The following is a 26,231-nucleotide window of genomic DNA, read 5'->3' as shown; positions in this document are numbered from 1 at the left end:
CGTGCGGGGCGTGCGGGGCGGTTCGTGGCGGCCGCTGCCGCCGCGGCCCTGCTGGGTACGGCGGTGGCCGGCTGCGGTGCGGGCGGTGCGGGCGGTGCGGGCGGCGACGGGGCCCCGGCCCCCGGTGTCGTACGGACCAGCCCGATCGCGGACCGGCTCGCGAAGCTGCCGGCGGCGGTCGACGGGGCGAAGGTGGTCGTGGGCAGGGCGGACGCGCCGCGCACCGTACAGGTGTTGGTGGATCCGCGGTGCGGGTACTGCGCGAAGTTCGAGGCGACCGGCGGCGAGGCGCTGCTGGAGCCGGTGGAGGGGGGCGAGGTGCGGATCGAGTACCTGCTGGCCTCCTTCCTCGACCGGGACGGGGCGAGCGGCTCCGTCAAGGCGGTGAACGCGTTGCGGGCTTCGGTGGACGCGGGGAAGTTCGCCGAATACCAGGCGGCGGTCTTCGCGAGCCAACCCGAGGGGGCGTTCACCGACGAACTGCTGCTGCGCGTCGCGGACCGGGTGCCGGGGCTGCGCGGGCCGGCCTTCGACCGGGCGGTGGAGCGGGGCTCGTACGCGGGGTGGGTGGGAGAGGCGGAGAAGGCCTTCGAGGCGACGGGCATGCGGGGGACGCCGGCGGTGCTCGTCGACGGGAAGCCGGTCGGTACGAAGGACGGGTCGATGTTCGACGCGGCCGCCTTCGCGCGGACGCTGGGGGCGGCCGGCATCGGGGCGTGAGCCGTGAAGCCGGCCGGGCGTGAGCCGTGAAGCCGGCCGGATGGTGCCCGCAGGGCGGACGGAAGGTCGACCGCACGCCTTGGGGTCGGCGCATGGTGGAGATTCCGGACGGGTTCGTGGCGGCGCAGCTGCGCGACAGCGGCGTGGCGGGGCGGGAGTTCATCGAGGGGCTGCCGGCGCGGGCGGCCGGGTTCCTGGAGCGGTGGGAGCTGCGCCGCACCGGGCCCGGGATGTACGGGGCGACGGCGCTGGTGCTCCCGGTGGAGCGGGCGGACGGCACCCCGGCGGCGCTGAAGCTGCTCGTGCCGGACGAGGAGAGCGAGGGCGAGCCCCTCGCGCTGCGGACGTGGGCCGGGCGGGGCTGTGTGGAGCTGTGGGAGCACGACGCGCCCACGGGGACGCTGCTGCTGGAGCGCCTGGACGAGGGCCGGCCCCTGTCGGGGCTCGCCGAGCGGGACTCCCGGGCGGCCGTCGGCGTGATCGGGGAACTCCTGGCACGGCTGACGTCCGTACCTGCTCCCGAGGGGCTGCGCGGCCTGGACGCGAGCGTGGCGCGGATGCTGGACGGGGCGCCGCGGGCGGCGGCCCTGCTGGCCGATCCGCGGGAACGGCTGCTGCTGTCGGACTGCGCGGCCGCGGTCGCGGAGGTGGCGGCCGAGCCGGGTGACCGGCTGCTGCACTGGGACCTGCACTTCGACAACGTCCTGGGCGGCGGCGCGGGCGGCCGCGAACCGTGGCTGGCCATCGACCCGAAGCCGCTGGTGGGCGACCCCGGCTTCGAACTGCTGCCGTCGATCGTGAACAACTTCCGCGCGGAGGAGGTGCGGTGGCGCTTCGACCTGCTGACGGAGGTGGTCGGCCTCGACCGGGAGCGGGCGCGAGCCTGGACGTTGGGGCGGGTGCTGCAGAACTGCCTGTGGGAACTGGAGGACGGGGAGGACGAACTCCCGGAGCGGGAGGTGCTGGTGGCGCGTTCGCTGCTGGGCCGGGGGGAGCGCTGAGGGAGGGCTTCGGCGGGTGCCCGGGCGGCGGGCGGCCGGGCCTCGGCCGGGGCGGGCGACCTAGGGTGACCGCATGATCCGTGTTGCCGAAATCGCCGACGTTCCCGTCATCCACAGCATGATCCGCGAGCTCGCCGAGTACGAGAAGGTCCCGCACGAGGCGCGTGCGTCCGAGGACCAGTTGCGCGAGGCCCTCTTCGGGGAGCGTCCGGCGGCCTTCGCGCACATCGCGGAAGCGGGGGACGGGGAGCCCGTCGGCTTCGCGGTGTGGTTCCTGAGCTTCTCGACGTGGCGCGGGGTGCACGGCATCTACCTGGAGGACCTGTACGTACGTCCTTCCGCGCGCGGCGGTGGCCACGGCAAGGCACTGCTCGCGGAGCTGGCGCGGACGTGCGTGGAGCGCGGGTACGCGCGGCTGGAGTGGTCGGTCCTCGACTGGAATTTGTCTGCCATCGAGTTCTACCGGTCGGTGGGAGCCGTGTCCATGGACGAGTGGACGGTGAATCGCCTGACGGACGACGCGCTTCGAAAGCTGGGCGGGGCGGAGTGAGCGGACCGGGGGCCTTGCCGCCGATCGCTCCGCCCCTCAAGGCGGCTCTACGGCATCTGCGGAGCGTGCGCGGCCGGCGCCCCGGAGCTCCCTGCACCGATGCCGCATACGCGGCCTGGCGGGACGACATCGCTGCTGCCCTGGACGACCTGGCGGAGCACCTGGAGCAACCGGAGGACCGGGCCATGGCGCGTGCCGAGGCCGTGGCCGCCCGCGCGGAGGCGGAACGCTTGCGGGCGTGACCTCGCGCCGGGGTGTTGCTGGAGGCCAGGCCCCGCGATGTCACGAAACGTGTCCGCGGGGCCTGACCGTCAGGCTCACCCGACGGCCGGGACCGGGTGCTCCCGGGAGTCGAGCCAGGCCCAGGCGGTGCCGTCAGGGTTCACGGTGAGCCCGAACCGCTCGAAGGCCGGGCGGCCCTGGTCGTCCCACCAGGCGTGGGCGGCCGTGAGTTCGCTCCACAGCTCCCGCGGGCCGGACTGGTAGACCTCGAACTCCTCAGCGTCGGGTACGAAGTCGATCGACGCCCAGGAGGTGACTTGGGTGTCCCGGAGCCAGAGTGTGTAGCGCCCGCCATCGAGTCTCTCCGGGTAGGGGAACATCCCTTCCGTCTGGAGCCCGATGGCGAACATCGGGAGCCAGTCGGCCACGTCCGCGGGAGACAGGGAGGTGGTCGTCCGGCGCCCATCGGCTGGCCACGGCTTCCCGCCCAGGTACGTCTTCACGTGGGTTCGGTAGGCGCGTTGCTGCCGGAGCCGCATGAAGGCGGAGGAGCCGACGAACGGGCCGGACGCGCTTCCGTCCTCCTGGACGGTCAGGCGGACCACGGCCTCCCCGCCGTACTCCGTGGCGTACGGGGAGACGATGATCCCGCCGGGCCGGGTCTGCTGGAAGATGTCCGCCGGGATTTCCCGGAGGGAGGCCGTGATCAGCACCCGGTCGTACGGCGCGCACGCCGCCCAGCCCTGGGAGCCGTCACCGACCACGGCCACCGGGTTGTACCCGGCGGCGTCCAGGCGGGCTCGGGCCGTGGCCGCGTTCTCCGGGTCGAACTCGATGGTGGTGACGTTCTCCGAGCCGACCCGTTCGGACAGCAGAGCCGCGTTCCATCCGGTCCCCGTGCCCACTTCCAGGACCTTGGCGCCCGGCTGGAGGTCCAGGGCCGCCAGCATGGAGAACACCATGGCGGGCTGGGAGTTGCTGCACGTCGGGATGTTGCCCCGGTCGGGTCCGGTGTGGCTGCCGTCGTCCCACTGCGTGGTCAGGGAGGTGTCCGAGTAGACCGCTCGGAACCATCCCTCCGGGTCGGTCCGGCGGTCGATGCTTGCCACCGGCCCGCCGTCGGCCGGTCCGACGCCGGGCCAGATCACATCCGGGACGAACGACTCCCGGAGCACGGCTTGATAAGCGGGGAGCCAGTCGGATGTCAGGGCCCCGGAGTCCATGAGCCGGGAGGCCAACCCCTGGGGGTCGGCCTCCGTCGTGGCGCGTTCGGTCACTTGGTGCCGCTGCCCTTCGTGTCGCTGTGGCCGGAGTCCTGGCCCTCCGAGCCACCTCCGCCGTGACCGGCGCCCGACTGGCCGTCGTCCTGCTGGCTTCCGCCCTGGCCCGAGCCCGTGCCTCCGCCGTGCTGTCCGCCCATGAACGTGCTCCTTCTCGTGAGGGATGAGTGGTGCTGTGGACCGCCCCGGCTGAACGGTGGATCGGTCACCGGGGCGGAGTTCGTGGGGTGGGGTCAGCCGGACTCCGGAGTGAGGGCCCTGGGCGTGTGCTCCGGCCGGGCCTGCATCTGCCGTTCTCCGGCCTCTGCCAGGAACTCCAGGAGAGGACTCCCCGGAGTTAGGTGGCGCGAGAGCTGAGCGGCCCATTCGCCGCGTTCCCGAAGGGCATGGAGCTGGGCCGCTATGTCGTCCCAGGACTCTGGCGGCGGTTCCGGTGGGGCGCTCACCGCGCCGTCCCCTGACTCCGCCGGTTCGCTTCGGTCACCTTGGCGTTCAGCCGCTGGGTGCTGCCGGTGGCCGGGCGGTACTCCGGGCAGACCGGCCGGCCGCACTCGCACGGACGCCATTTCAAGGCGTTACCGGGGCTGAGGTCCGGGCCTTCGGATCGCACCCAGCCGGGTTCCGTACGGCTCTCTTGGCGGTCGCGAGTGGTCATGCGTGGCCCCGCTTCACGACTTGCGCCAGCTTCATGGCGACGTCGGGGCGGACACTGCCCAGCCTCACCAGCCCCGGGCCGGGTGGCGCCGGGTCGATGCCCAACGAGGGGAGAACGATTCCAGCGGCCATCAGCGATTCGCGCAGCGACTCCACGACCGTGCTCGGGGTCACTGTCTCCAGTTCGTGCGAGCTGTCCATGGGAGGGACGCTAGGGCTGGTTGCCGGGCCCTGTGGTGGCTGATTCGCCGGGATTCTCGGGCTGGCCGTGATCTTCCGGGGGATTCTCAGACGGTGTCGAGCGCCCGTCGGGCACGGGCGATCACGCGGTGGGCGTCCGCGCCGTAGACCGCGGAATCGGAGAGCGCCTGCCAGACCTTCCGGTAGACGCCGATGCTGTCCGCGTCGTCCAGCCAGAGTTCCGCGTGCCAGTCCTCCGCGATCACCAGGCGGTCGTCGTAGAGCCAGAAGCCGTTGGACGGCGGGATCTTCAGGGAGGCGCCGAACGGGACGATGCCCAGGGAGACGGTGTCCAGCCCGAGGACGCCCGCCAGGCGGTCGAGCTGGGCGGCCAGCACGGGAGGAGGGCACACGAGCGCCCGGAGCGCGGCCTCCCACATCACGATGTGGAACGTGCGCCCCGGCTCGTACAGCATCTCCTGGCGCTTCACGCGGGCCCGTACGGCCTCCTCCGTGTCCCGGACGGACTGGTGGAGGTCGGCGTAGCGGGTGAAGACGTGGCGGGCGTACTCGGCGGTCTGGAGCATGCCCACGACCGTGGAGCCCTGCCAGACGTGGAACGTCCTCGTGCGTTCGTACTCGGCCGTGAGCGTGTCCTGGACCGGCTTGTGGCCCGCGGCGAGCTGTCTGCGCCACGCGCGGGACCGGGACTCCAGGCTCCGGAGCCGGGTGATCAGCTCCTCCGCCGCCTCCGGATGGCCGGTGGCGTCCGCCCACGCCAATAGGTCGTCCGTCGTGGCGGTCTGGCGGCCGGTCTCCAGTTTGCTGATCTTGGACTGGGTCCAGCCGAGCAAGACCGCCAACTGGCGGCCGGTGAGCCGCCGATCGGTGCGCAGCTCGCGCAGCCGCGCACCGAGGGCAACTCTTGCTTGTTGGAAGTCGGTGCTCACTCGGCGGACGGCACCTGTTCCGCGAAGGTCTCGTACGGGACGGCGTGGTGCCACGCGGCGTCCCGGACCTGGCAGGCGCGGGCCACCTCGACGGGGTCCGTGACCAGCTCGACGCCGGTCATCACGTCGTCATCATCGAAGTGGAGCCGTGCGATCACCCGGGAGTCGAAGAGCCAGAAGTCTGTGTCGGGGAGTTGTAGGGCTTCCGCCTCGGAGCGCCGCAGGTTGCGGATGTCCTCGCCGACCGCGCTGTTGCGGCGGGCGTTGTCGAGCAGGTAGCGCTGACCGGGGGTGGGCGGGTTGTCGGCGATCCGTACCCGCTCGAACCGCTTGCCCAGGGCGGACTGTTCACGCCGGGACGCGCACCAGGGGTCGTTCAGGTCCCAGCCGGCGTCCTCGCCCCGGACGAACCGCTGGTAGGTCTCGGTCTCCTCGTCCGACTGGTAGCGACGCCGGGTCTCCAGGCGCCAAGCCGTGTGCGCGAAGGTCCGGAACATCCCGGCGAACTCCTCGAAGCTGATCAGCACGGGCGTCCTTTCCGCGTCCCGGGGCGCGAAGTCGGCCAGGAGTACGCGCGGGACGACCACGAACCCCTCCCCATCCTTGACGTTCCGGAGCTGCGCCACGTCTTGGGGGTCGGTCACCGCGTCGCCCTGGACCAAGACCTCCCCGGTGTCCAGGTCCTCGTACAGGGTCGGGCATCCGTCGTTGCCGGAGTTGGTACCGATGAACCGGAGTCGCCGTGCCATTGCCGTTCCCCTCCCACCAGCGGACAAGTCCCGACCAGGATGGGGCGGGCGCAGCCTCCCTGTCCTGCGTGATTCGCAATGATTCTTGGGACCGACGCAAAAAGGCCCCCTGCTCCCCGGGACATGCCGGGGAGCAGGGGGCCAGGTTGGCTGCGGCGATCAGTGAGCCGAAGCAGCGGCTCAGGCCGGCTCGGAGAGGTGCTACGGCGTCTGCGGGAGCGAGTATCCGCAGGCCAGAGGTGTAGTCGGTATGCGTTGCATCGTTGCGCGGACCTTGGAACCCGTACAGATACCGAGCTGCTATCACTCTTCGATCCGTCTCGGCTTGATCTGGGGGTGTCCCCCCAGGTCCGGATCACCCAGAACTACCGCGATTCGGCGACGAACGGCCAGCAGATCCGAGGTCTCAAGGGTGTGGATGCTCCGGTCGGTGGACGGATGGACACCGGCCACCGTCCGAACGGTTCAGGTCCCCGAGCGCAAGCCGAGGACGCTGTGCAGTACGACTCCAGGAAGTACATCGTTGCTGGAGGACGTCGGGGTGGCCAGTTCCACCAGCCGAGTTCGTAGCTCGGTAGCGTCCTCACCCAGCACGATCGCGCTGAGCACCAGCTCCAGCGTTAGAGCGGCCCGCATGTCCGGTGTACCGCCGTAGCGCTCCGGATCGGATTCGACCATCGCGCCGGCGATCGTCCACCCTCCGCCTTCGGCGGGAACGAACGCTGCTTCGAAGATCTCGAAACCGGTCCAACTGCGGTGTAGAAAGACCACGTTGTCTTCCGTGAAGACATCCCACTTCTCATCCATATCCGCTGATTGGTAACCGAGTTGTATGCGCTCCCACTGGTCATCCGTCCACTTCCGGGTCGGCAGGACAGCCATCGGGCGGGGAACAGAGAGAGGTGTGAGGTCGTAGAGCGACGACCTGGTCACACGTTCGTCAGCGGGCATGGCCAGATCGTACGGACCCTCCGGTTGGTGGGACCAGACGGTCTGGGACGACGTGCGAATACTGGGTTCGTGTCATCGAAAGGCACGAAGCAGATGGAGGCAGGTGAGATTGCATGATGGGGAAAGAGGCCCGGGCCGAGTGGTGGGAGCGGCTGCCGGTGGGCATTCGCGATGAGATCGATGGATACGTCCTTCAGGACGCCATGCTCGCAGCGGTCCGCGTCGTCGTGGCCGTCGGCCTCGTCCGTGATGACGTGGGAGTTGGTACGGCTCAGCTCATCGTCGGTGACCGTTACGCACGCCATGGCGACAGGATCGCCCGGGCTCCGGAGAGTCCCCTCGACCTGGAGTCCTTGGCCTACCGTGCCGGTGGAGCCGCGGGGCGCATCGTCGCGATCGAAGCGATGTGGGACGGCGACACGGTCCACGACTGGTTCGTGAGGTTGTTGGCCATCACTGCCGACCCCGTGGACGAGCATGCGTTGGCCACCGTCTACGCGAGCACGGCCGCACGCCACCTCGGAGAAGGCGACGACTGCGGTCCACGTCGCCGGGAGGCAGTGGTTGCCGAAAGGGCTGGCAGAGCTCTGGCCGTCCACCTTTCGGTTCCCTTCCATTTCGCGAGTCCGGACACACCCGATGACGAAGCTCCACGCTGGGAGGCTGCCACGCCCACCGAAACCGCGTAGTCGCGCTGTGGCTGACGAAAGCTGTCCCGTTCTGGGGAAGCAGGAAAGCTGCTTCCCGCCTCTTCTTCTCCCTCACGCGCATAGAGAAGAAGGAACGGGAAGCAGCTTTCCTGCTTCGCAACTCGTCGGATACGGATCTCCGCGTCAGTGACGTTCACCAGGAGTACGCGCGAGAGTTAGGGCCTTGGTGGCGCAAGCCCAGGGAGAGAGATTTGGAGGGTGGGCTCACTCGGTCCGTCGGCGCCAGTTGATCGGCATGCCGATCTCTGGCAGCAACGCCCGTGCTTCCGCTTGGGACATGTCGGCCGGTACTTCAAGAGCGGACACAAGTCGGCCGGTAGCCCTCTCCTTCATTTCGATACGGCGGAGTTGCGTCCGATCCGCACTCCCCGGGTGGTTCTGAGCGAGGCGTTCGCGGGCCCAGAGTGGCGGCTCCGCTTCCAGTTCCTCCCTGGTCATTGCTGCCCAGCGGCCCGAGCCGATCGGATCGTTGGAACCGAGCAGCCTTTCCAGGGCCGGCCAGGCATCCTCGGCTTCCGAGAACCACCGGCGAAGTTCGTTGCCCATGCTCGGAACTTCGCCTGTCGGGCCGCCCGCCAGGCCGAGGTTTGCCGTGATCTGGCACAACGCGTCCCGCACCCGGAGCCACTTGTAGTAGGCGTTGGAGGCCAACTCAACGGCCTCCCGGGCGGCTTCCTGAAGGCCGGTGAACTCCGTGATCAGGGTGGCTCGGGTTTCCTCCGTGACCGTCCGGTCGGCCAGTAGGGCGTCGTACGCCGACCGTGCGGACAGGGCCAGGTCCACACGTGCCGAACACTCCAGAAGCTGGTCGGCACGCCGGGCCGCCGTATCCATCGGCTTGTAGGCGCCCTTGGGCTTGGGGCCTTCGCCGGCCAGGAACGCCCGGTGCTCTGCCTGGCGGGCTCGGGTCAGGCGCTGGGCTTCCGCTTCGAGCATGCCCCAGGTGTCCAGTGCATCCATGGCGGCGTCGGCCAGCTCTCGGACCTTCCGCCATGCCTCGTGCACTCGGGCAGGGGCCTGGGGGAGGTGGTCATGCCTCAGCCCATAGGTGTTGACGAGGTCCCTCAGGCGAAAGGCCTGCCTGTCGAGTTCATCGCGTTCATCATTCACGGAGTGCGCTCCATTTAGGTGGTGTGGGTTCTGCTCTGGTCGGGGGTTCCGGCTGATGCCGGATCGCGTTCTGTTCCGGGGGCGACCACCCAGAGCCCATGTACCGAGCGCTGTTACAGGCCCGCTCGCTCCGGCGGCGTGGATGGAGACGGCCCGATACGGGCTCCAGAGCCGTGCCTGAGCACACGAAAAGGGCCCGCCCTCCCCGACGGGAGAGGCGGGCCCGGAGGGCGTACGGGGGTGCTACGCCGTGGTGCGCGTTCTGCCGGTGATTTCGCCCTTGCGGGTCGGGACGTAGGTGTCCTCCTCACCGACCCACACGGGGTGGATGCTCTCGCCACCCTCGACCACGTAGGCGCGTCTGAGGATCAGGCCCAGTACGTCCCGTCGTGATTCCAGGTTCCGCCCGTGCCCGGCGGACAGCGCTTCTATGGCTTCCTCCGGGTCGAGCAACATGGACAGGTCGATGACGGGCTGAGGCAGCGTGGACAAGGCGTTCTCCACCGCCGCCAGTTGTTCCGAGATACGGGAGCGGAGCCGTTCGTAGCGCGCGGACCCCTCAGCGTCGTCGAACTCGCCGCGCTCCCAGCGGGCCTCCTCCAGGGCTTCCAGGCGGGCGCGGAGGGTCTGGACCTTGCTGTCGAAACCTGTGCGTTCAGCGTCGTACTCCGGCGCGTAGGTCGTCAGCCAGCGCTGCGCGACGGCCTGGAGGAGCGGGTCGTCCTCATCCAAGACCGAAAGGCGGGAGAGCACCCGGTCCGCCACCAGCCGTTCCAAGTTCTGGGCGGCGGGGCTGCCCTGTGCGCACGGGTGGCCGTGCGTTGATGCCCCGCACCGGTAGTAGGAGCGCCGCGGGGGCTTGCGGCGGTTGCCCGCCATGGCCGCGCCGCAGTCTCCGCACCGGATGAACCCGGCGAGCAGGAAGGTGACCGGGCGGCCGGGGGAGCCGCCCTTGCCGGTCCGCTTGCCCGGCTTCTTCACCGTGCCCTTGCGGGCGTTGAGCCGGGCCAGAATGCGGCGGTGCTCGACGTCCGTGACGATTCCTTCGCCGACCCGGATGGGTTCGCCTTCGGCGTCCTCGGCGATCTTCTTGTCGTGGACCATGTATCCGGCCGTCACGGGGGACGTGAGGATGTGGCGCACGGTCGTCAGACCCCAGGAGTTCTTGGAGCGGATGGGGGATTCCGTCTCCAGGAGGCGGGCCTCCTCGTGCCGGTCCGCGCTGCGCAGCCGGGCCAGGAGTTCCGCGCGCTTGGTATAGCGGAGGGTGGGGACCTTGTCGGCCGTCAGGCGTACGGCTATGCCCCGTAGGGTGCCGCCCGCCAAGAACTCCTCCACCATGCCCCGGACGATCTTCGCCTCCACGGGGTGGGGTTCGAGGCACCGGTCACTGTTGACGATGAAGCCGAACGGGCGCTCCTTGATCCAGCGTCCCTTCTCGCGGTCCCGTAGCTGGCGGGCGGAGACGCGGATCTGGATGTTCTTGGCCTCCTCCTTCGCCTGTTCCGCTAGGAACGACGCCAAGGTGACCCAGCCGGGATTGGCGGAGTCCAGGTTGTCCTTCAAGGAGACGAACCGGACGCCGGTGTCCTCGACCAGCTCCACCACGTCGGCAAGCTGACGGATGCCCTGGCGGGAGACGCGGTCCCACTTCCAGGCCACCAGGAACTGGGGGTGGTACGCCTTCGCGTACTCCGCCATGGCGTCGAACTCGGGACGGCGGACCTTCGCCTTGGAGGCCGTGATGACCTCCCGGAAGATCACGACCTCCGTCGCGCCCAGTTCCTTGGCCTTGCGGACACAGTCCGCCTCCTGGCCCTCCAGGGAGTCGGAGACGAACGTCTCGTGGGAAAGCCGCAGGTAGATGACGGCGACTGCGTGCGCCAGTGTGCTCGGCATGGGGCCCTTCCAACGTCTGCGAGGAATCGCATCCGTGGACTGAGGCCCGTTACAGGGCACAGAAACAGCGGTGTTGCGTCCTGAAGTGGAACGCGCCGACGATCGCGTTCTACGAGTCCCTGGGCGCGCGCCCGCAGGACGAGTGGTCGGTATACCGGCTGACGGACGACGCGCTCCGCGAGCTGGGCGGGGCCGGGTGAGCGCACCGGCCTGGGGACCGCGTCCTGGGTCGGGTCGAACCGGTGGTCGGCCGCCCGACGGCCGGGTCCGGGTGTTCCGTGGAGTCGAGTCGGCCTGGAGGTCCGGTCGGGTGTCGGTGGGGTGGGCCAGGATGGGGGGATGGCACGCAGTGGTGGGCAGCAGCACGGGACGGTGAAGGCGGCGCGGCGGCCGGAGGTGAGGCTCCCCGGGCTGACGGCGTGGGACGGCGGTCCGCTGGAGCCGGACGGGGACTACGACGGGCTGGAGTTCGCCGACCTCGACCTGGCGGGCCAGGAGGGGTTCGGCGCGCGGTTCATGGACTGCGCGCTGCGGCGGTGCGCGCTCGACGAGGCAGGGCTGGCGAAGGCGCGGTTCATGGACGCGGTGCTGGAGGGCGTCCGGGGCGTGGGCACCGACCTGTCGGAGGCCTCGTTGCGGGACGTGGAGCTGCTGGACGCCCGGCTGGGCGGGGTGCAGCTGCACGGGGCGGTGCTGGAACGGGTCCTCGTACGGGGCGGGAAGATCGACTACCTGAACCTGCGCAAGGCACGGCTCAAGGACGTGGTGTTCGAGAGCTGTGTGCTCGTGGAGCCGGACTTCGGGGGTGCGGTGCTGGAACGGGTCGGGTTCCGCGACTGCACGCTGCGCGGGGCCGACTTCAGCGGGGTCCGGATGAAGGACGTGGACCTTCGGGACGCCGCCGAACTGGGCATCGCGCGCGGGGTGGACGCCCTGGCCGGAGCGGTCATCAGCCCCGCACAGCTGCTCGACCTGGCCCCGGCACTGGCGGCGCAGCTCGGGCTGCGGGTGGTGGGGTAGGGGCGGGCGGGAGTTTGACGACAGGTCCTAGGCCGGGACGCGGGGGAAGCGGGCCTGGAGGGTCCAGATGACCGGGTTGTCGGCGAGGCCGTCGTGCATGTCGACGAGGTCGGCGATCAGGTCGTGCAGGAAATCGCGGGCCTCGCGGCGCAGCAGGCGGTGGCTGAAGGTGATCGGGTCCTCTTCGGGTGCCATCCAGTCGGCTTCGATGTCGACCCAGCCGAAGCGGCGCTCGAAGAGCATCCGGTCGGCGGACTCGGTGAAGTCGAGCTCCGCGTACTGGCGGTTGGCGGAGCGGCTGCCGCGCGGGTCCTCGTCGAGCTTCTCGACGATGTCGCAGAGCGCCCAGGCGAAGTCCAGGACGGGCACCCATCCCCAGGCTGTGGATACTTCCCGGTCCTTGTCGGTGTCGGCGAGGTAGACGTCACCGCAGAAGAGGTCGTGGCGCAGGGTACGGATGTCCGCCGACCGGTAGTCGGTCTGCGGGGGGTCCGGGAAGCGCCGGGAGAGGGAGTAGCCGATGTCGAGCACGTACCCGATGGTGTCACGGCTGCGGCTCCCCCGGCGCCCGGGTGGCGTCAGCGGACGTTGACGGCCGTCCGGGCGGCGGCGACCCGGGCGGCCTCCGGGGCGGCGGGGGCGTGGAGGTCCGTGGCGGCGATGTGAGGTGGGTGCCGAGGGGAGGGGGGAGGGGGCGGAGTACCGGCTGCTGCCGGTCGCCGCGGGGGAGGGCATGGGGGAGGCCGTGGGGTGGGGGCGTGAGGCGGGGGCGGGGGCCCGTGTGTGTCCGGCCCGGTACCGCGCCCCCGCTCAGGACGGCAGGAGGCGTTGTTCCTTGGCCACCGCCACGGCGCCCGCGCGGGTGTCGACGCCGAGTTTGTCGTAGATGCGGCCCAGGTGGGTCTTGACGGTGGCCTCGCTGATGAACAGGGCGCGGGCGATGTCGCGGTTGCCGAGGCCGCGGGCCAGCTGGCCCAGGATGTCCAGTTCCCGGTCCGTGAGGGTGGGTCGGGAGCCGCGCATGTGGGCCATGACCCGGCTCGCGACCGGCGCGGAGAGCGTCGTACGGCCCGCCGCCGCCGAGTGGATGGCGGCGAAGAGCTCCTCGGGCCGTTCCGCCTTGAGGAGGTAGCCGGTGGCGCCGGCGCCGATGGCGCGGGTGATGTCGGCGTCCGTGTCGTACGTGGTGAGGACCAGGACGTACGGGGGGTCGGGCAGGGCCGTGATGCGGCGCGTGGCTTCGACCCCGTCGATGCCCTCGCCCAGCTGGAGGTCCATCAGGACGACGTCCGGGCGGAGTTTCGCGGCCAGTGCCACCGCCTCCTCGCCGCTGCCCGCCTCGCCGAGCACCTCGATGTCCGGCTCGCTGCCCAGCAGGGCGAGCAGGCCGGCGCGGACCACTACGTGGTCGTCGCAGAGGAGGATCGTCGTCATCCTGTGGGCTCCAGGGGGATCGAGGCCGAGAGGACGGTGCCCTCGCCCGGGGTCGATTCGATGGTGAGGGTCCCGCCGAGCTGGCGCACGCGGGCGCGGATCGCCGGGAGGCCGTGGCCGCGGTCGGGGCCGGCGCTGCGGGGCTCCGTGAAACCGTCGCCGTCGTCGGCGATGTCCAGGACGACCTGGTCGCCGAGGAAGCTCAGGGTGAGGGCCGCCGTACGCGCGCCCGAGTGCTCGCGGATGTTGGACAGGGCGCCCTGGGCGATGCGCAGGAGCGCGGATTCGGCGCGGTCCGGGAGCGGCGCCGCGGTGCCCTCCAGGTGGAAGCGGACGGCGATGTCCGGGCCGGCGTCCAGGGCGCGCAGGGCGTCGGCGAGGCCCGCACCGTTCTCCAGCTCGGGCGGGGCCAGGTCGTGCACGAGGCGGCGTGCCTCGGCCAGGCCGCGCGCGGTGATGTCGGTGGCGGTACGGACGTGCGCGCGGGCGGTGCCCGGGTCGCTCTCCCAGGTCCGGTCGGCGGCCTGGAGCAGCATCTGTTGGCTGGACAGGTGCTGCGCCAGGGTGTCGTGGATCTCCATGGACAGCCGCTGCCGCTCGGCGAGGGTGCCCTCGCGGCGTTCGGTGGCGGCCAGCTCGCGGCGGGTCCGGATCAGGTCGTCGATGAGCGCGCGCTGGGCCTGCGTCTGGCGCTCCATGTGGACGAAGACGGCGGTGGCGAGCGCGGCCACGGCGGGTGGGGCGAGGAACAGGTTCGGGTCGAAGGTCGTGGACAGCCGCACCTGCGCGGCGACGACGAACGCCGTGAGCAGGGCGACCAGGACGATCGCGGCGCGCGGGGGGAGGGTGCGCAGGGCGGTGAAGAACAGCGGTACGGCGCACCAGGCGAAGCTCGGCGCGAGGACCACCAGCACCACCCAGGTCGCGACCACCAGGCCGAGCCAGATCCGCCGGCGCAGGGTCGGACCGGTGGCCTGCCGGCCCCGACCGGGCGGGCGGGTGACGGTCCCTGTGGTGCCGCGGTCGAGGGGGCCGGGCGTGCGGGTGGCTCCGACGACGGGGCCGAGGACGTACAGCAGGGACAGCGCGATGCTGAGGGCGAGGACCCAGGGGGTGCGGGGCTCGCCGGGGTGACGCAGGAGGAAACGGGCCACCGACGCGCCGAGGAGGAGGAAGAACGCCGCGTGCATGACGGTGGCCAGGGCGCGGGTGTCTGGATCTGCACCGGCACCGGCACCGGCATCGGCACCGGAGGCGGGGTGCGGCCGCGGAATGTGGCTCACGGCGGGGCTCCTGGGGCTGGGGGTGGTATCCATCTTGCCCCTGCCCTGGCCGGGCGGGGGACGGGGCGGGCCTCGCCCCGGCGGGGCGGCGGCCCGGGGCCCGGGGCCTGGACCCCGGACCCCGGACTGCGGGCTCCGGGGCCCCGGGCCCCGGCGACCGGTTCCGCCCGGGTCGGGAAGGCGGCGTGTCGCTCAGGCGGTCGCGCCCGGAGGCCAACCCGGGCGGTCCTGCCCAGGTGGTGGCGTCCGGGCGGTCCCGCTCAGGTGGTGGCGTCCGGGCGGTCCCGCTCAGGCGGTGGCGTCCGGGCGGTCCCGCTCAGGTGGTGGCGTCCGGGCGGTCCCGCTCAGGCGGTGGCGTCCGGGCGGTCCTGCCCAGGCGGTGGCGTCCGGGCCGTCCCGCCCAGGCGGTCGCGTCCGGGCGGTGCCGCTCAGGCGGTGGCGTCCGGGCGGTGCCGGTCGGGCGGTACCGACCAGGAGAACCGGGCCGAGGGGGGTGGCGCATCGGCCGATCGGTTGACCCCCGGGTCAGCCGGTGCGGTGGCCGTCGGGAGCCGGTACGGCGACGGGGCGGGGGCGGTTCCGGGTCGAGTCTTGAAGCAGCGGAGAACGAGCCAGCCGGCGCCCGCCCCTCCCACCACCAGGAGCAGACATGAACACCCGCACCCGCGTCCTCACCGGTACCGCCCTCGCCCTCGCCCTCGGTGCCGGGACGTTCGGTGCCGTCAGCGCGAGCGCGACCCCCGCGTCCGCCCCCGCCTCCGCCGAGGCCGCCGCGCCCGCCGCGAAGAAGAGCGACGACAAGAACTTCACCACCTCGACGCACCTCACCGTCGAAGCCGCGTCCCGCGCCGCCCAGGCCGCGCTGCAGGCCGCCGCGAAGGAGAACCAGAAGGTGACGGTCGCGGTGGTCGACCGCAACGGCAACACCATCGTCACCCTGCGCGGCGACGGCGCGGGCCCGCAGTCCTACGAGTCCGCGCAGCGCAAGGCCTACACCGCCGTGTCCTGGAACGCCCCGACCTCCGTCCTCGCGGGCCGCCTCGCGCAGACCCCGAACCTGAAGGACATCCCGGGCACCCTGTTCCTCGGCGGCGGCACCCCGGTCCAGTTCAAGGGCGCCCCGGTCGCCGGCGTCGGCGTGGCCGGTGCCCCGAGCGGTGACCTGGACGAGAAGTTCGCCAAGGCCGGTGTCGACGCCCTGGACAAGTAGTCCACGGCTCCCGGCCGGGCCCCCGCGCCCGCGCTTAGGATCGAGTCCGTGGAACACCCCCGGCTCACCCGCCTCGCCGCCCCCACCGTCGCAGCCGTCCTCTCCGTCGCCGTCCTGGCCACGGGGTGTACGGGCTCCACGGTGCAGGGGCGGCCCGGCGCGTCCGGGGTCCGCGACCCGTTCTTCCCCCGGGCGGGCAACGGCGGCTACCAGGTCGAGCACTACGACCTCGACCTCGCCTACGACCCCGCCGACGGGCAGCTGCACGGCACGGCCGTCATCACCGCCCGCGCCGAGCAGGGGCTCAGCTCCTTCAATCTGGACTTCAGCGGCCTCAAGGTCGAAGGCGTGGACGTGCAGGGCACCGGAGCCCGCTACAACCGGAGCGGCACCGAGCTGACGGTGCGGCCCGCGAAGGACCTGAAGAAGGGCGAGGTCTTCCGCACGGAGATCGACTACTCCGGCCGGCCCAAGCCCGTGGTGGATCCCGACGGCTCCGAGGAGGGCTGGATCGCGACGGCCGACGGGGCGGTCGGCGTCGGGGAGCCGATCGGGTCGATGGGCTGGTTCCCGGGGAACCACCACCCCGGCGACAAGGCCACCTACGACATCGCGCTGACCGTCCCCAAGGGTTACGAGGCGGTGTCCAACGGCGCGTTGCGTTCGCGTACGGACGTGGCGGACGGGCGGACGGAGTTCGTCTGGCACAGCGCCGAGCCGATGGCCAGTTACCTGGCGACCGCCGCCATCGGGAAGTTCGACGTCACGACCGGCCGGACCCCCTCGGGCATCCCCGTCTACAACGCGGTGACGCCCGAGGAGGCGCAGAAGAGCGCGCCCGCGCTGGCGCGGCTGCCGGAGATCGTGGAGTGGGGCAGCGCGAAGTTCGGCCCGTACCCCTTCGCCTCCGTCGGCACGATCGTGCTGCCGGGCGGGACCCTCGGGTACGCGCTGGAGACGCAGACCAAGCCCGTCTATCCCGGGGCGCCCGACGAGAACCTCATCCTCCACGAGCTGGCCCACCAGTGGTTCGGCAACTCGGTCTCGCCCAAGTCCTGGAAGGACATGTGGCTGAACGAGGGCTTCGCCACCTACGCCGAGTGGATGTGGGCCGAGGAGCACGGCGGCCCGACCGCGCAGCGCCGCTTCCAGGCCATCCTCGACGGTGACACCTCCGTCGACCAGGCCGCCGACTCGGAGTGGGACGCCTTCCCGCCGGCCGCGCCACCGGGGCCGGAGCACATCTCGGGTGATCCGGTGTACGTGCGGGGCGCGATGGTGCTGCACCGGATCCGGCAGGAGGTCGGCGACGAGAAGTTCTTCGCCCTGCTGCGCGGCTGGGCCGCCGACCACCGGCACGGGAACGCGAGCACCGCGGACTTCACGGCGTACGCGCAGCGGCACACGGGACACGACCTGAAGAAGGTCTGGGACGTGTGGCTGTACGGCGAGGACCGCCCCGGGGCCCCGTAGTCGCACCCCCTGCTCAGCCGCCGGTCACGCCCCCGCGTCCGGTGTCAGGGCCTTGCGCATCACGGTGCAGGGGCGGCCCAGTTCGCGGTCCTTGGCGTGGCGCAGGACCGTGTATCCCTGGGCCTGCCAGAAGGCGAGCGCCTTGGTGTTCGCTTCGAGGACGGCGAGCCGGACGCCGGTCCGTCCCGCGGCGCGGAAGCGGTCCTCGACGGCGGTGGCGACGGAACGGCCGTGGCCCGCGCGGTGCGCGGTGGAGTCGATGAGCAGCAGACCGATCCACGGGTCCGGGTCCTCGGACGCCGGATCGGGATGCCGGTCGAGGGTCACGGCCAGGCCGACGAGGCGGCCGGCGGAGCGGGCCAGCAGCACTTCGGCGCCGTCGTGGGCGAGTTCGTCGGCGAGGGAGGCCGCGACCTGTTCGACGGTGATGCGGGCGGGGTCGGGGAAGTCGCCGCTGATCTCGAAGAACGCGTGGTTCGTCGCGTAGAGCGTGGCGATTTCGGTGAGGACCGGCCCGGGCAGGGCGCCGTCCACGGGGACGAGCGGTTGGAGGATCACCTGTGGAACGGTAGCGAAGCCCCCGCCCCGGACGGTGGGGAGGGGGCTTCACCAGCGGCTATGCCGTCGACCGGAGTCCGGTCGGACGTCGGGCCGCCGGACGGTCGAACGTCCGGCGGTCGACTCGGGACGCCGTTCGTCAGACGTTGACGCCGAAGTCCTGGGCGATGCCGGTGAGGCCGGAGGCGTAGCCCTGGCCGACCGCGCGGAACTTCCACTCGGCGCCGCTGCGGTAGAGCTCGCCGAAGACCATGGCGGTCTCGGTGGCCGCGTCCTCGGAGAGGTCGTAGCGCGCGATCTCGGTGCCGCCGGCCTGGTTCACGACGCGGATGTACGCGTTGCGGACCTGGCCGAAGTTCTGGCTGCGGGACTCGGCGTCGTAGATGGAGACCGGGAAGACGATCTTGTCGACGTCGGCGGGGAGGCCCGCGAGGTTGACGTTGATGGCCTCGTCGTCGCCCGCGCCCTCGCCGGTGCGGTTGTCACCGGTGTGGACGATGGTCTGGTCCGGGGTGGACTTGTTGTTGAAGAAGACGAAGTGGCCGTCGGAGACGACCTTGCCCGTCGCGTTCACCGCGATGGCCGACGCGTCGAGGTCGAAGTCCACACCGGTGGTGGTGCGGGTGTCCCAGCCGAGGCCGACCGTGACGGCAGCGAGGCCGGGGGCCTCCTTCGAGAGCGAGACGTTGCCGCCCTTGGACAGGCTGACAGCCATGGGATTGTCCCTTTCCTCATCCAGTACGCACGTACAGGCGGTCAAAGTACCGCTGACTTCTCTAACGCGCCCGGGTACCCGCGGGGTTCCCGGGCGAGTCGCTCCGTGAAATGTGAGTGACGGACCGGCCGCGGGCACGGATCATAGGGGGCATGCCTGGTCCCTATGTCATCCGCGGTTCTGTCGTGCTCCCCGAGTCGGAGCTCGCCTGGCGGTTCTCGCGTTCCTCCGGGCCGGGCGGGCAGCACGTGAACACCTCGGACTCCCGGGTGGAGCTGCTGTTCGACGTGGCCGCCACCAAGGCCCTGCCGGACGTGTGGAAGGAGCGGGCGCTGGAGCGGCTCGCGTCCCGCCTGGTCGACGGCGTGGTGACCGTGCGGGCCTCCGAGCACCGCTCGCAGCTGCGCAACCGGGAGATGGCGCTGGTCAGGCTGGCCTCGCTGCTGGCGGAGGCCACGGCCCCGCCGCCGAAGGCCCGCCGGGCGACGAGGATCCCGCGCGGCATCAACGAGCGGCGCCTGCGGGAGAAGAAGGCCCGCGGCGAGACGAAGCGCGGCCGCACCGGCCGGGACTGGTAGGAGCGCAACGCCCCTCCGGGGCCGGGGTCGGGGCCGTCGCCCGCTACGGCGCGAGGTGCCGGTAGCGGCCCCGGAAGTGCGTCAGGGGCGGCGCGTCGGGGACCGGCAGCGCGGCGGTCAGGACGCGGCCGATGACCAGCGTGTGGTCGCCCGCCTCGACCCGGGACTCCGTACGGCACTCCAGCGTGGCGAGCGCGCCCGTCAGCAGCGGGGAACCGGAGACCTCGCCCCGCACCCACGGCACGCCCTCGAACAGCAGCCGGTCGCTGATCCGGCCCTTCATCGCGAACCGGCCCGCGACCTGGAGCTGGGAGTCCGCGAGGACGGACACGGCCCACAGCGGCTGCTCCGCCAGCAGGTCGTCCATCCGCGAGCCCTCGCGCAGGCTCACCAGGACCAGCGGCGGGTCCAGGGACACGGACATGAAGGCCGTCGCGGTCATGCCGACGTCCTCCCCGCGCGGTCCGTCCGCCGTCAGGGCCGGTTCGTGCGCGGTGATCAGGCACACGCCCGCCGCCAGCCGGGACATGGCCGCCCGGAACTCGTCGTTGCTCACCCCCTCAGGATGAGGGGTGCCGCCTTCCGGCGCGGTCAGGGGTACGGGGCTCGGGCTCGTTTTCGGCACGTGGGGAACGCTAGTCCCACCGTTGTGCGCCGCACATCGGGCGCTGGTCCGAGCCGCGTCCCCGCCCCTCGGCCTAGGCCCGGGCGTATCGTTTGCTCCGGGGAAGGACAGGGAGCGCTCCCACTCAACAAGGCCCCCTGTCCGGCCTGTTGTTCATCTCATGTGACTTGAGTCACAGAGAGCAAGATTTGTTGACCCTGTGTACCTGCCGCACAGCTCACTGTGATTCAGTGGACGGGACACCGCAACGAAACGCCGATGACAAACCTGGAGTTGCTGTCGAGGTCTCGGGGAGAGCGAGCAATGGAGACCGAGTCGGAGCCGTACGTCCGTCTTGCGACCCTGCGGCAGCTGCACCAGGTGGTGGCCGAGCTCAATACGGCCCGGAGCTTGGCGGACACCCTGCAGACCGTCGTGGACGGCATCGTCGTGGGCCTCGGCTACGAGCTCGCCTGTGTCAACCTCGTACGCCCTGACGGAGATCTGGTCGTCGCGGCATTCGCCGGGGACCCCGCCGCGGAAGCCCTGATCACGGGCCGGGTCGGCTCCCGCCCCTCCTGGGACCGCCGGCTGACCATGGGCGAGGACTGGGACGGCCTCCGCTTCATCCCGCACACCGAGGGCTGGGTCCTGCTGGAGGACGACGTCCCCCAGTGGCACACCGACGGCCCCGACCCGCGGTTCGAGGACGAATGGCACCCCGAGGACCGGCTCTACGCCCCCATGTACGCGACCGGCGGGGAACTCCTCGGCGTCATCTCGGTGGACAGACCCCGCAACGGCCGCCGACCCGGCGCCTGGGGCCGCGAAGCGCTCCAGATGTACGCCTTCCAAGCGGCCATTGCGATCAGCAACGCGAGGCTCCGCGCGAACATGCAACGGGCCCTCGTCCGGCTGGAACGGGAGCAGCAGGCGCTGCGCGCCAGCGAGGAGTCCTTCCGCCAGGCCTTCGAGTACGCGCCCAGCGGCATGGCCATCGCCGAGATGGGCGGGGACCAGCACGGCCGGCTGCTCCGCACCAACGACGCGCTCTGTCGCCTGCTCGGCCGGCCCGCCTCCGTCCTGCGCCGCTACTCCTTCTCCGACCTCGTCCACCCCGAGGACATCGGGACCCTGCTGCGCACCTCGGCCGAGGGCGGCCGCGCCGAGCTCCGCCTCGGGCGGCGCGACGGCACGTACGTATGGGTCTCGCTGCGCAACTCCGTCGTCGCGGACGCCGCCGACGGGCCCCGCTTCCTGCTCACCCACGTCGAGGACATCGAGGAACGCAAGCGGCACGAGCTCCAGCTCGCGCACCGGGCCAGCCACGACTCCCTGACCGGCCTGCCCAACAGCGCCGAGCTGCGCTCCCGGCTCGGCGCCCGGTTGTGCCGGCGGCCGCAATCGGTGCTGGCCACGGCCGTCGAAGCGCTCGACGCGGCCTTCGAGGCGCGGCCCGAGGCGGGTGGTGCCGTCGAGCACGGCTTTCAGCCCGACGCTCCCCACGGGTACCCCGGCGCCGCCCCCGTCGACTTCCCCGACTTCCCCGAATTCCCCGGCGCGGCCCCCGCGCGCCCGGAGGGCCCGTACGACCACCACGTGCACACCGTCGCCCCCGCCACGGACGTCGACGACGGGACGAAGGGGCTCGCGGTGCTCTTCTGCGACCTCGACGGCTTCAAGTCGATCAACGACCGGTTCGGGCACCACACCGGTGACGCCGTCCTGATCGAGGTGGCGCGGAGGCTGACGACCGGCGTCAGGGACGGGGACACCGTCGCCCGGCTGGGTGGTGACGAATTCGTCGTCCTCGCCGACGGGCTGGGTGCCGCCGACGCCGCCGACCTCGCCGTTCGGCTGCGCAACGCGATCATTCCGCCGATCCGGGTGGACGGGCGCGCGGTGCGCGTGGGGGCGAGTTTCGGGATCGGCTGGGCCAGCTGCGGGATGTCCGCCGACGAGGTGCTGCGCTCCGCCGACCAGCGGATGTACATCGAGAAGCGGTCCCGCTCCAAGGCGCACCGCAGGGCCGGCTGAGTGGATCGACCGCCCGTGGGCGCACGTGTTCGGGGTAGGCTCCCGTGGGTCGAAAGGAGTGACCTGCGATGACGACGCCCGCGAACAACGGCCCGCACGGTGGGGCGAACCAGCCCGAGGACGACGATCCGTTCGGCTACCTCTACGCGGACGGCCAGGCCGCCGGAGCCACCCCGCCCGGTTCGGGTGGTGGGTACGGCTACCCCGGTCCCGCGGGCGGTGGTCAGGCCGGCGCGCAGCCCGGCGTCCCCCGGACCTCGTACAACCAGGTGCGTACGGTCGGTGAGCGGACCTACGGCGGCCAGCGCGGCCCCGTCCCCGCCCAGCCGCAGTCCTACCAGGCCCAGTACCAGGCACCGGAGGCGCTCCAGGCCGGCGGCTACGGCGTTCCGCAGCAGCCGTCCCCGCAGGACCGGACCCAGACGATCCAGCCCCCGGGCGGTGGCGGCGGTCGTGGCAACGGCGGCGGCTCCAGCCGCAAGGGCCTGCTCATCGCGGCGGTGGCGGTCGTCGCCGCGGTCGCGATCGGCATCGGCGCGGCGGTGGTCTTCGGCAAGGACGACGAGAAGAAGGACCAGGCGAACCCGGACCCGGGCCAGTCGGCGGCCCCGCAGCCCGAGGTGTCCGACTCGCCCAAGCCGAGCGCGCCGTCGCAGAGCCCGGCGGTCCCGCTGCCGAAGGGCGAGGCGGCAGGCGCCGGCATGGCGCTCACCGGTGGCGCGGTCCTCCAGACCACGGTTCCGGGTTCCAAGAGCAGCGGCGGTCAGTACGTCGGCAACTTCAACCAGCCCGGCGCCGCGCTGACCTGGACCCTGGAGCTGCCCAAGGGCGGCGTCTACCGCTACTACGTGCGCTTCGGCATCCCGGGTGAGGACGCCAACGCCACCCTGACCGTGAACGGCAAGGCCAACACCACGCCGCTGAACATGCGGAACTTCGCCAACTCGCCGAAGGGCGACTGGGAGAAGGGGTGGCAGACCACCTGGGGTCAGGTCAACCTGAACAAGGGCACGAACACGATCAAGCTGTCGTGCGAGGCCGGCAACAAGTGCAACGTCAACATCGACCAGCTCTGGCTCGAACAGGGCTGATCCACCGGCCCGCCGGCCCTAGTCGGCCGTGACCCGAACCGACCCCCGTACCTCCTCGTAGGTGCGGGGGTCGAATTCGCCCGCCGTCGGGGCGTGGACCGTCGCCGCCGAGAGGGCCACCGCGCGGGTGAGGCGGGCCGGCCAGTCGAGGCCCTCGGTCAGGGCGGACAGCAGGCCGGCGACGGCGGAGTCGCCCGCGCCCGTCGGGTTGCCGGTCAGGGGGCGGGGCGGGGTCGCGCGCCAGGTGCCGTGCGGGGTGGCGGCGAGGAGGCCGGCCGGGCCGAGCGAGGTGATCACCGCGTGGGCGCCCCGGCGGCGGGCGTCGCGGGTGGCGGGGAGCGGGTCCCGGGAGCCCGTCAGCTCGGCGAGCTCGGCGGCGTTCGGCTTGATCATCTCGGGCCGGGCGGCGATCCCCCGGCGCAGGGCCTCACCGCCGGTGTCCAGGAGTACGGGGACGCCGGCCGCGCGGGCCGACCGTACGAGGGCCGCGTACGCGCCGACCGGCACGCCCGGCGGCAGGCTGCCGCACAGGGCCACCGCCCGGGCCCCGGCGACGAGTTCGGCGTAGTGCGCGAGGAACGCGGCCCACTCGGTGGCGGTGATCTGCGGTCCGGGTTCGTTGAACTGCGTGGTGTCGCCGGTGGTTTCGTCGACGACGGCCAGGGTGCGGCGGGTGCCGCCCGCGCAGGGGAGCAGGGCGTCGACCACTCCGGGCGAGGCGGCCAGCAGTTCGCGGACGACCGTGCCGGCGGGGCCGCCCGCGAAGCCCGTCGCCGTGACCTCGTGGCCGAGCGCGGCGAGCACCCGGGCCACGTTCAGGCCCTTGCCGCCCGGGCGTTCGGCGACGACGGCGACCCGGTGGGTGGTGTGCGGACGCAGTCTCGGCACCCGGTGGGTGATGTCGAGCGCGGTGTTGAGCGTCACGGTGAGGATCATGACCAGTCCCGGTTTCGGTGTGTGCCGGGATCATGCCAAACGGAGGCCGGTCAGCCCAGTCCCACGGGCCGAGGGCCTCCGTCCGTACGGCCGGAACGCCTCTCAGGCGGTCGGGGCGACGATCCATTCGCCGCGCCGCATGACGCCCTTGACGTCGAACTCGGCGTCCAGGACGACGAGGTCGGCGTACTTGCCCGGGTCCAGCGAACCGACCTGGTCGTACAGGCCGAGCAGCTTGGCCGGGTTGGCGGAGATCGCCTGGACGACGGATTCGACGGGGAGCCGGTCCAGCGTCACCGACCGCTTGAAGGCGGTGTCCAGGGTGAGGGTGGAGCCGGCGATGGAACCGCCCTCCACGAGCCGGGCGACACCGTCCTTGACCTCCACCTCCAGCGGGCCGAGATGGTAGGTGCCGTCGCCGAAGCCGGCCGCGTCCATGGCGTCGGTGATCAGCGCGACGCGGTGGGCGCCCGCGTGGTGGAAGGCCAGTTCCAGCATCGCCGGGTGCAGGTGGGTGCCGTCGTTGATCAGCTCGACGGTGACCCGCTCGTCCTCCAGCAGTGCCGCGATGGGACCGGGGGCGCGGTGTTCCAGGCCCGGCATCGCGTTGTACAGGTGGGTGGCGACGGTGGCGCCGGCGTCGATGGCCTGCCGGGTCTGGTCGTACGTGGAGTCCGTGTGGCCGATCGCGGCGATGACGCCGTGCTCGGCCAGCAGCCGTACGGAGTCCAGCCCGCCCGGCAGTTCGGTCGCCAGGGTGAACATGCGGGCGGCGCCGTGCGCGGCGTCGATCAGCTTGCGGACCTCGGCCGGGTCGGGGTCGCGCAGGAGTTCCTCCTTGTGCGCGCCCTTGCGGCAGGGGTTGATGAACGGCCCCTCGAAGTGGATGCCCGCGATCTCGCCCTGCTGGGTCAGCTCGGCCAGCAGCCCGGCGCGGCGGGCCAGTTCGGCGAGGTCGCCGGTGACCGTGGACGCGACGAGGGTCGTCGTGCCGTGCTCGCGGTGGGTGCGCACGCCCTTGAGCACGTCCTCGGCGGTCCCGGAGGTGAAGGAGGCCCCGCCGCCGCCGTGGTTGTGCATGTCCACGAAGCCGGGGACGATCCAGTGCCCGGACAGGTCGACGTGCCGCGCGCCCTCGTCGGCGCTGCCCGCGATGCGGTCGCCGTCGACGATGACCCGGCCGTTGGCCACGGTGCCGGTCGGCAGCACCACCCTGGCGCCGGAGAGAACGGTGCTGTGTGCGCTTCCGGACATCAGGCAGGTACCTCCGTGGCGAGTAGGTCCCAGGCGAGCAACCCTGCGCCCAGGCATCCGGCGGTGTCCCCGAGGGCCGCCGGAACGATCTCGGGCAGCCGCTGGAACGTCACGCGTTCCTCCACGGCGGCCCGAAGCGGTGTGAACAGGGTTTCCCCCGCCTCCGCCAGCCCGCCACCGATGATCAGCGTGCGCGGGTCCAGCAGGGTGATCGCGGTGACGAGCCCGTCGGCGAGGGCGCCGATCGCGGACAGCCAGACCTCGCGGGCGCGCGCGTCGCCGGACTCGACGGCCTTCGCGCAGTCCGCCGCGTCCGCGTCGGGGTCGCCGGACGCGGCCGCCCAGGCGCGACTGACGGCGGAGGCGGAGGCCAGGGTCTCCAGGCAGCCGTGCTGGCCGCAGCCGCAGGCGGGTCCGCCGGGCCGCACCACGATGTGACCGATCTCGCCCGCGTAGCCGTGCGCGCCGGCCTCGATGGCCCCGGCGATGCCGATGGCCCCGGCGATGCCGGTGCCGAGGGGGACGAACAGGAAGCGGTCGGCGCCGTGGCCCGCGCCGATGCGTCCCTCGGCGAGGCCGCCCGTGCGCACGTCGTGGCCCAGGGCCACCGGGATGCCGCCGAGGCGTCTGCCGAGGAGCTCGCGCATCGGTACGTCGCGCCAGCCCAGGTTGGCCGCGTACACGGCGATCCCCCGGTCGGCGTCGACGATGCCGGGGACGGCGACGCCGGCGGCCGAGGCGGCCGTGCCGAACCGCTCCAGGCCCAGGACCAGCAGCTCGGACGCGAAGTCCAGGATCGTCTCGACGACGGCCTCGGGACCCCGCTCGCGGCCCGTGGCGCGGCGCGCCTCGTGCAGCAGGGTGCCGTCCTCGGCGATGAGGGCGGCCTTCATCCCGGTGCCGCCCACATCGAGGGCGATGACGTGTTTCACGGGTTTCACAGGAGACAGTCTCGCGTGCTCGGCAGGCAAAGGTCTAGTCCATTGAGAGGGATTGTTGAGTGGCCATACAAATTCGGGACCTTGGTCCGGCTACGGTCCGGACACAGTCCGGGCACGGCGT

28 protein-coding genes and 1 pseudogene are annotated in these 26,231 nt (G+C 71.9%); 12 read left to right on the top strand and 17 right to left on the bottom strand.

Annotated elements, in window-relative coordinates:
• Positions 1-24: 24 nt before the first annotated feature.
• The 4 genes from NOD94_RS00445 to NOD94_RS00430 all read left to right on the top strand — a co-directional run bounded on the left by NOD94_RS00445 (position 25) and on the right by NOD94_RS00430 (position 2,513).
• Positions 25-720: a thioredoxin domain-containing protein gene (locus tag NOD94_RS00445; protein ID WP_281203630.1), complete on the top strand. Its 696-nt coding sequence runs from the start codon at positions 25-27 to the stop codon at positions 718-720.
• 92 nt (positions 721-812) lie between these two features.
• The gene (locus NOD94_RS00440) at positions 813-1,721 is read left to right on the top strand and encodes an aminoglycoside phosphotransferase family protein (protein ID WP_281203629.1); all 909 of its coding nucleotides are present in this window, start codon (positions 813-815) and stop codon (positions 1,719-1,721) included.
• Between the two features lie 73 nt (positions 1,722-1,794).
• The gene (locus tag NOD94_RS00435) at positions 1,795-2,271 is read left to right on the top strand and encodes a GNAT family N-acetyltransferase (protein WP_281203628.1); all 477 of its coding nucleotides are present in this window, start codon (positions 1,795-1,797) and stop codon (positions 2,269-2,271) included.
• 65 nt (positions 2,272-2,336) lie between these two features.
• A complete protein-coding gene (locus NOD94_RS00430; protein WP_281203627.1) occupies positions 2,337-2,513 on the top strand; it encodes a hypothetical protein in 177 nt (58 codons plus the stop codon).
• A gap of 75 nt (positions 2,514-2,588) precedes the next feature.
• Here NOD94_RS00430 and NOD94_RS00425 read toward each other — a convergent pair whose 3' ends face one another.
• The 6 genes from NOD94_RS00425 to NOD94_RS00400 form a co-directional block, all read right to left on the bottom strand.
• The gene (locus NOD94_RS00425) at positions 2,589-3,770 is read right to left on the bottom strand and encodes a methyltransferase domain-containing protein (RefSeq protein WP_281203626.1); all 1,182 of its coding nucleotides are present in this window, start codon (positions 3,768-3,770) and stop codon (positions 2,589-2,591) included.
• On the bottom strand, positions 3,767-3,913 hold the full coding sequence (locus NOD94_RS00420; protein ID WP_190344470.1) for a hypothetical protein: 147 nt from the start codon (positions 3,911-3,913) through the stop codon (positions 3,767-3,769). The genes NOD94_RS00425 and NOD94_RS00420 overlap by 4 nt, the downstream gene beginning before the upstream one ends.
• Positions 3,914-4,424: 511 nt before the next feature.
• Entirely contained in the window at positions 4,425-4,628 is a 204-nt protein-coding gene (locus tag NOD94_RS00415) for a hypothetical protein (RefSeq protein ID WP_281203625.1), read from the bottom strand.
• A gap of 86 nt (positions 4,629-4,714) precedes the next feature.
• On the bottom strand, positions 4,715-5,557 hold the full coding sequence (locus NOD94_RS00410) for a helix-turn-helix transcriptional regulator (RefSeq protein ID WP_281203624.1): 843 nt from the start codon (positions 5,555-5,557) through the stop codon (positions 4,715-4,717).
• Positions 5,554-6,306, bottom strand: a complete 753-nt coding sequence (locus NOD94_RS00405; RefSeq protein ID WP_281203623.1) for a DUF6879 family protein — start codon at positions 6,304-6,306, stop codon at positions 5,554-5,556. Before NOD94_RS00405 ends, NOD94_RS00410 begins: the two co-directional genes overlap by 4 nt.
• Before the next feature lie 465 nt (positions 6,307-6,771).
• Positions 6,772-7,257, bottom strand: coding sequence for a hypothetical protein (locus NOD94_RS00400; protein ID WP_281203622.1), 486 nt, complete (start codon positions 7,255-7,257; stop codon positions 6,772-6,774).
• 113 nt (positions 7,258-7,370) lie between these two features.
• On the opposite strand from NOD94_RS00400, the gene NOD94_RS00395 reads away from it, so the two are divergent.
• Positions 7,371-7,946, top strand: coding sequence for a hypothetical protein (locus NOD94_RS00395; protein WP_281203621.1), 576 nt, complete (start codon positions 7,371-7,373; stop codon positions 7,944-7,946).
• Positions 7,947-8,171: 225 nt separating this feature from the next.
• Here the strand turns inward: NOD94_RS00395 and NOD94_RS00390 are convergent, their stop codons facing one another.
• Both NOD94_RS00390 and NOD94_RS00385 read right to left on the bottom strand, forming a co-directional pair.
• Positions 8,172-9,077 (bottom strand): hypothetical protein, encoded by a 906-nt coding sequence (locus NOD94_RS00390; RefSeq protein WP_281203620.1) that lies wholly within the window; start codon positions 9,075-9,077, stop codon positions 8,172-8,174.
• 243 nt (positions 9,078-9,320) lie between these two features.
• Positions 9,321-10,976, bottom strand: coding sequence for a recombinase family protein (locus NOD94_RS00385; protein WP_281203619.1), 1,656 nt, complete (start codon positions 10,974-10,976; stop codon positions 9,321-9,323).
• Between the two features lie 77 nt (positions 10,977-11,053).
• On the opposite strand from NOD94_RS00385, the pseudogene NOD94_RS00380 reads away from it, so the two are divergent.
• Together NOD94_RS00380 and NOD94_RS00375 are read left to right on the top strand one after the other, a co-directional pair.
• Positions 11,054-11,176 (top strand): annotated as a pseudogene (locus NOD94_RS00380) (GNAT family N-acetyltransferase); the annotation flags it as partial.
• 139 nt (positions 11,177-11,315) lie between these two features.
• The gene (locus NOD94_RS00375; RefSeq protein ID WP_281203618.1) at positions 11,316-11,996 is read left to right on the top strand and encodes a pentapeptide repeat-containing protein; all 681 of its coding nucleotides are present in this window, start codon (positions 11,316-11,318) and stop codon (positions 11,994-11,996) included.
• A gap of 27 nt (positions 11,997-12,023) precedes the next feature.
• On the opposite strand, the gene NOD94_RS00370 is transcribed toward NOD94_RS00375, so the two are convergent.
• The 3 genes from NOD94_RS00370 to NOD94_RS00360 form a co-directional block, all read right to left on the bottom strand.
• On the bottom strand, positions 12,024-12,527 hold the full coding sequence (locus tag NOD94_RS00370; protein WP_281203617.1) for a hypothetical protein: 504 nt from the start codon (positions 12,525-12,527) through the stop codon (positions 12,024-12,026).
• Positions 12,528-12,806: 279 nt separating this feature from the next.
• Positions 12,807-13,430 carry a response regulator transcription factor gene (locus NOD94_RS00365; RefSeq protein ID WP_281203616.1) on the bottom strand — a complete coding sequence of 208 codons (624 nt, stop codon included), beginning with the start codon at positions 13,428-13,430 and terminating at the stop codon, positions 12,807-12,809.
• Entirely contained in the window at positions 13,427-14,620 is a 1,194-nt protein-coding gene (locus tag NOD94_RS00360; protein WP_281203714.1) for a sensor histidine kinase, read from the bottom strand. The genes NOD94_RS00365 and NOD94_RS00360 overlap by 4 nt, the downstream gene beginning before the upstream one ends.
• A gap of 742 nt (positions 14,621-15,362) precedes the next feature.
• Here NOD94_RS00360 and NOD94_RS00355 point away from each other — a divergent pair.
• Both NOD94_RS00355 and NOD94_RS00350 read left to right on the top strand, forming a co-directional pair.
• The gene (locus NOD94_RS00355) at positions 15,363-15,923 is read left to right on the top strand and encodes a heme-binding protein (RefSeq protein ID WP_281203615.1); all 561 of its coding nucleotides are present in this window, start codon (positions 15,363-15,365) and stop codon (positions 15,921-15,923) included.
• Positions 15,924-15,971: 48 nt separating this feature from the next.
• Positions 15,972-17,396, top strand: coding sequence for a M1 family metallopeptidase (locus tag NOD94_RS00350; protein WP_281203614.1), 1,425 nt, complete (start codon positions 15,972-15,974; stop codon positions 17,394-17,396).
• Between the two features lie 24 nt (positions 17,397-17,420).
• Here the strand turns inward: NOD94_RS00350 and NOD94_RS00345 are convergent, their stop codons facing one another.
• On the bottom strand, positions 17,421-17,954 hold the full coding sequence (locus NOD94_RS00345) for a GNAT family N-acetyltransferase (protein WP_281203613.1): 534 nt from the start codon (positions 17,952-17,954) through the stop codon (positions 17,421-17,423).
• Positions 17,955-18,093: 139 nt separating this feature from the next.
• A complete protein-coding gene (locus NOD94_RS00340; protein ID WP_281203612.1) occupies positions 18,094-18,669 on the bottom strand; it encodes a TerD family protein in 576 nt (191 codons plus the stop codon).
• Between the two features lie 152 nt (positions 18,670-18,821).
• Between NOD94_RS00340 and arfB the strand changes: the two genes are divergently transcribed.
• Complete coding sequence (gene arfB, locus NOD94_RS00335) at positions 18,822-19,247, top strand: alternative ribosome rescue aminoacyl-tRNA hydrolase ArfB (RefSeq protein WP_281203611.1); 426 nt, start codon at positions 18,822-18,824, stop codon at positions 19,245-19,247.
• 43 nt (positions 19,248-19,290) lie between these two features.
• On the opposite strand, the gene NOD94_RS00330 is transcribed toward arfB, so the two are convergent.
• The gene (locus tag NOD94_RS00330; RefSeq protein ID WP_281203713.1) at positions 19,291-19,842 is read right to left on the bottom strand and encodes a flavin reductase family protein; all 552 of its coding nucleotides are present in this window, start codon (positions 19,840-19,842) and stop codon (positions 19,291-19,293) included.
• A gap of 333 nt (positions 19,843-20,175) precedes the next feature.
• On the opposite strand from NOD94_RS00330, the gene cdgB reads away from it, so the two are divergent.
• Positions 20,176-21,888: a diguanylate cyclase CdgB gene (gene cdgB, locus NOD94_RS00325; protein ID WP_281203610.1), complete on the top strand. Its 1,713-nt coding sequence runs from the start codon at positions 20,176-20,178 to the stop codon at positions 21,886-21,888.
• Positions 21,889-21,956: 68 nt separating this feature from the next.
• The gene (locus tag NOD94_RS00320) at positions 21,957-22,979 is read left to right on the top strand and encodes a CBM35 domain-containing protein (protein WP_281203609.1); all 1,023 of its coding nucleotides are present in this window, start codon (positions 21,957-21,959) and stop codon (positions 22,977-22,979) included.
• 18 nt (positions 22,980-22,997) lie between these two features.
• On the opposite strand, the gene NOD94_RS00315 is transcribed toward NOD94_RS00320, so the two are convergent.
• The 3 genes from NOD94_RS00315 to NOD94_RS00305 all read right to left on the bottom strand — a co-directional run bounded on the left by NOD94_RS00315 (position 22,998) and on the right by NOD94_RS00305 (position 26,101).
• Complete coding sequence (locus NOD94_RS00315) at positions 22,998-23,915, bottom strand: 1-phosphofructokinase family hexose kinase (protein ID WP_281203608.1); 918 nt, start codon at positions 23,913-23,915, stop codon at positions 22,998-23,000.
• A gap of 102 nt (positions 23,916-24,017) precedes the next feature.
• Complete coding sequence (nagA, locus tag NOD94_RS00310) at positions 24,018-25,169, bottom strand: N-acetylglucosamine-6-phosphate deacetylase (protein WP_281203607.1); 1,152 nt, start codon at positions 25,167-25,169, stop codon at positions 24,018-24,020.
• Positions 25,169-26,101, bottom strand: coding sequence for an ROK family protein (locus NOD94_RS00305; RefSeq protein ID WP_281203712.1), 933 nt, complete (start codon positions 26,099-26,101; stop codon positions 25,169-25,171). Before NOD94_RS00305 ends, nagA begins: the two co-directional genes overlap by 1 nt.
• Between the last annotated feature and the right edge of the window lie 130 nt (positions 26,102-26,231).

This window comes from Streptomyces sp. Isolate_45 (assembly GCF_024721315.2).
GTDB lineage: Bacteria > Actinomycetota > Actinomycetes > Streptomycetales > Streptomycetaceae > Streptomyces.
The sequence above is the reverse complement of the archived record's forward strand: the minus strand, read 5'-3'. Positions and strand labels throughout refer to the sequence as shown.

Excerpts from the sequence above, each read along its gene's own strand:
- NOD94_RS00440 (WP_281203629.1), top strand. The coding sequence starts at position 813 with ATGGTGGAGATTCCGGACGGGTTCGTGGCGGCGCAGCTGCGCGACAGC.
- NOD94_RS00435 (WP_281203628.1), top strand. The coding sequence starts at position 1,795 with ATGATCCGTGTTGCCGAAATCGCCGACGTTCCCGTCATCCACAGCATG.
- NOD94_RS00420 (WP_190344470.1), bottom strand. The coding sequence starts at position 3,913 with ATGGGCGGACAGCACGGCGGAGGCACGGGCTCGGGCCAGGGCGGAAGC.
- NOD94_RS00415 (WP_281203625.1), bottom strand. The coding sequence starts at position 4,628 with ATGGACAGCTCGCACGAACTGGAGACAGTGACCCCGAGCACGGTCGTG.
- NOD94_RS00405 (WP_281203623.1), bottom strand. The coding sequence starts at position 6,306 with ATGGCACGGCGACTCCGGTTCATCGGTACCAACTCCGGCAACGACGGA.
- NOD94_RS00400 (WP_281203622.1), bottom strand. The coding sequence starts at position 7,257 with ATGCCCGCTGACGAACGTGTGACCAGGTCGTCGCTCTACGACCTCACA.
- NOD94_RS00395 (WP_281203621.1), top strand. The coding sequence starts at position 7,371 with ATGATGGGGAAAGAGGCCCGGGCCGAGTGGTGGGAGCGGCTGCCGGTG.
- NOD94_RS00385 (WP_281203619.1), bottom strand. The coding sequence starts at position 10,976 with ATGCCGAGCACACTGGCGCACGCAGTCGCCGTCATCTACCTGCGGCTT.
- NOD94_RS00375 (WP_281203618.1), top strand. The coding sequence starts at position 11,316 with ATGGCACGCAGTGGTGGGCAGCAGCACGGGACGGTGAAGGCGGCGCGG.
- NOD94_RS00365 (WP_281203616.1), bottom strand. The coding sequence starts at position 13,430 with ATGACGACGATCCTCCTCTGCGACGACCACGTAGTGGTCCGCGCCGGC.
- NOD94_RS00360 (WP_281203714.1), bottom strand. The coding sequence starts at position 14,620 with ATGCACGCGGCGTTCTTCCTCCTCCTCGGCGCGTCGGTGGCCCGTTTC.
- NOD94_RS00355 (WP_281203615.1), top strand. The coding sequence starts at position 15,363 with ATGAACACCCGCACCCGCGTCCTCACCGGTACCGCCCTCGCCCTCGCC.
- NOD94_RS00340 (WP_281203612.1), bottom strand. The coding sequence starts at position 18,669 with ATGGCTGTCAGCCTGTCCAAGGGCGGCAACGTCTCGCTCTCGAAGGAG.
- arfB (WP_281203611.1), top strand. The coding sequence starts at position 18,822 with ATGCCTGGTCCCTATGTCATCCGCGGTTCTGTCGTGCTCCCCGAGTCG.
- cdgB (WP_281203610.1), top strand. The coding sequence starts at position 20,176 with ATGGAGACCGAGTCGGAGCCGTACGTCCGTCTTGCGACCCTGCGGCAG.
- NOD94_RS00320 (WP_281203609.1), top strand. The coding sequence starts at position 21,957 with ATGACGACGCCCGCGAACAACGGCCCGCACGGTGGGGCGAACCAGCCC.
- NOD94_RS00315 (WP_281203608.1), bottom strand. The coding sequence starts at position 23,915 with ATGATCCTCACCGTGACGCTCAACACCGCGCTCGACATCACCCACCGG.
- nagA (WP_281203607.1), bottom strand. The coding sequence starts at position 25,169 with ATGTCCGGAAGCGCACACAGCACCGTTCTCTCCGGCGCCAGGGTGGTG.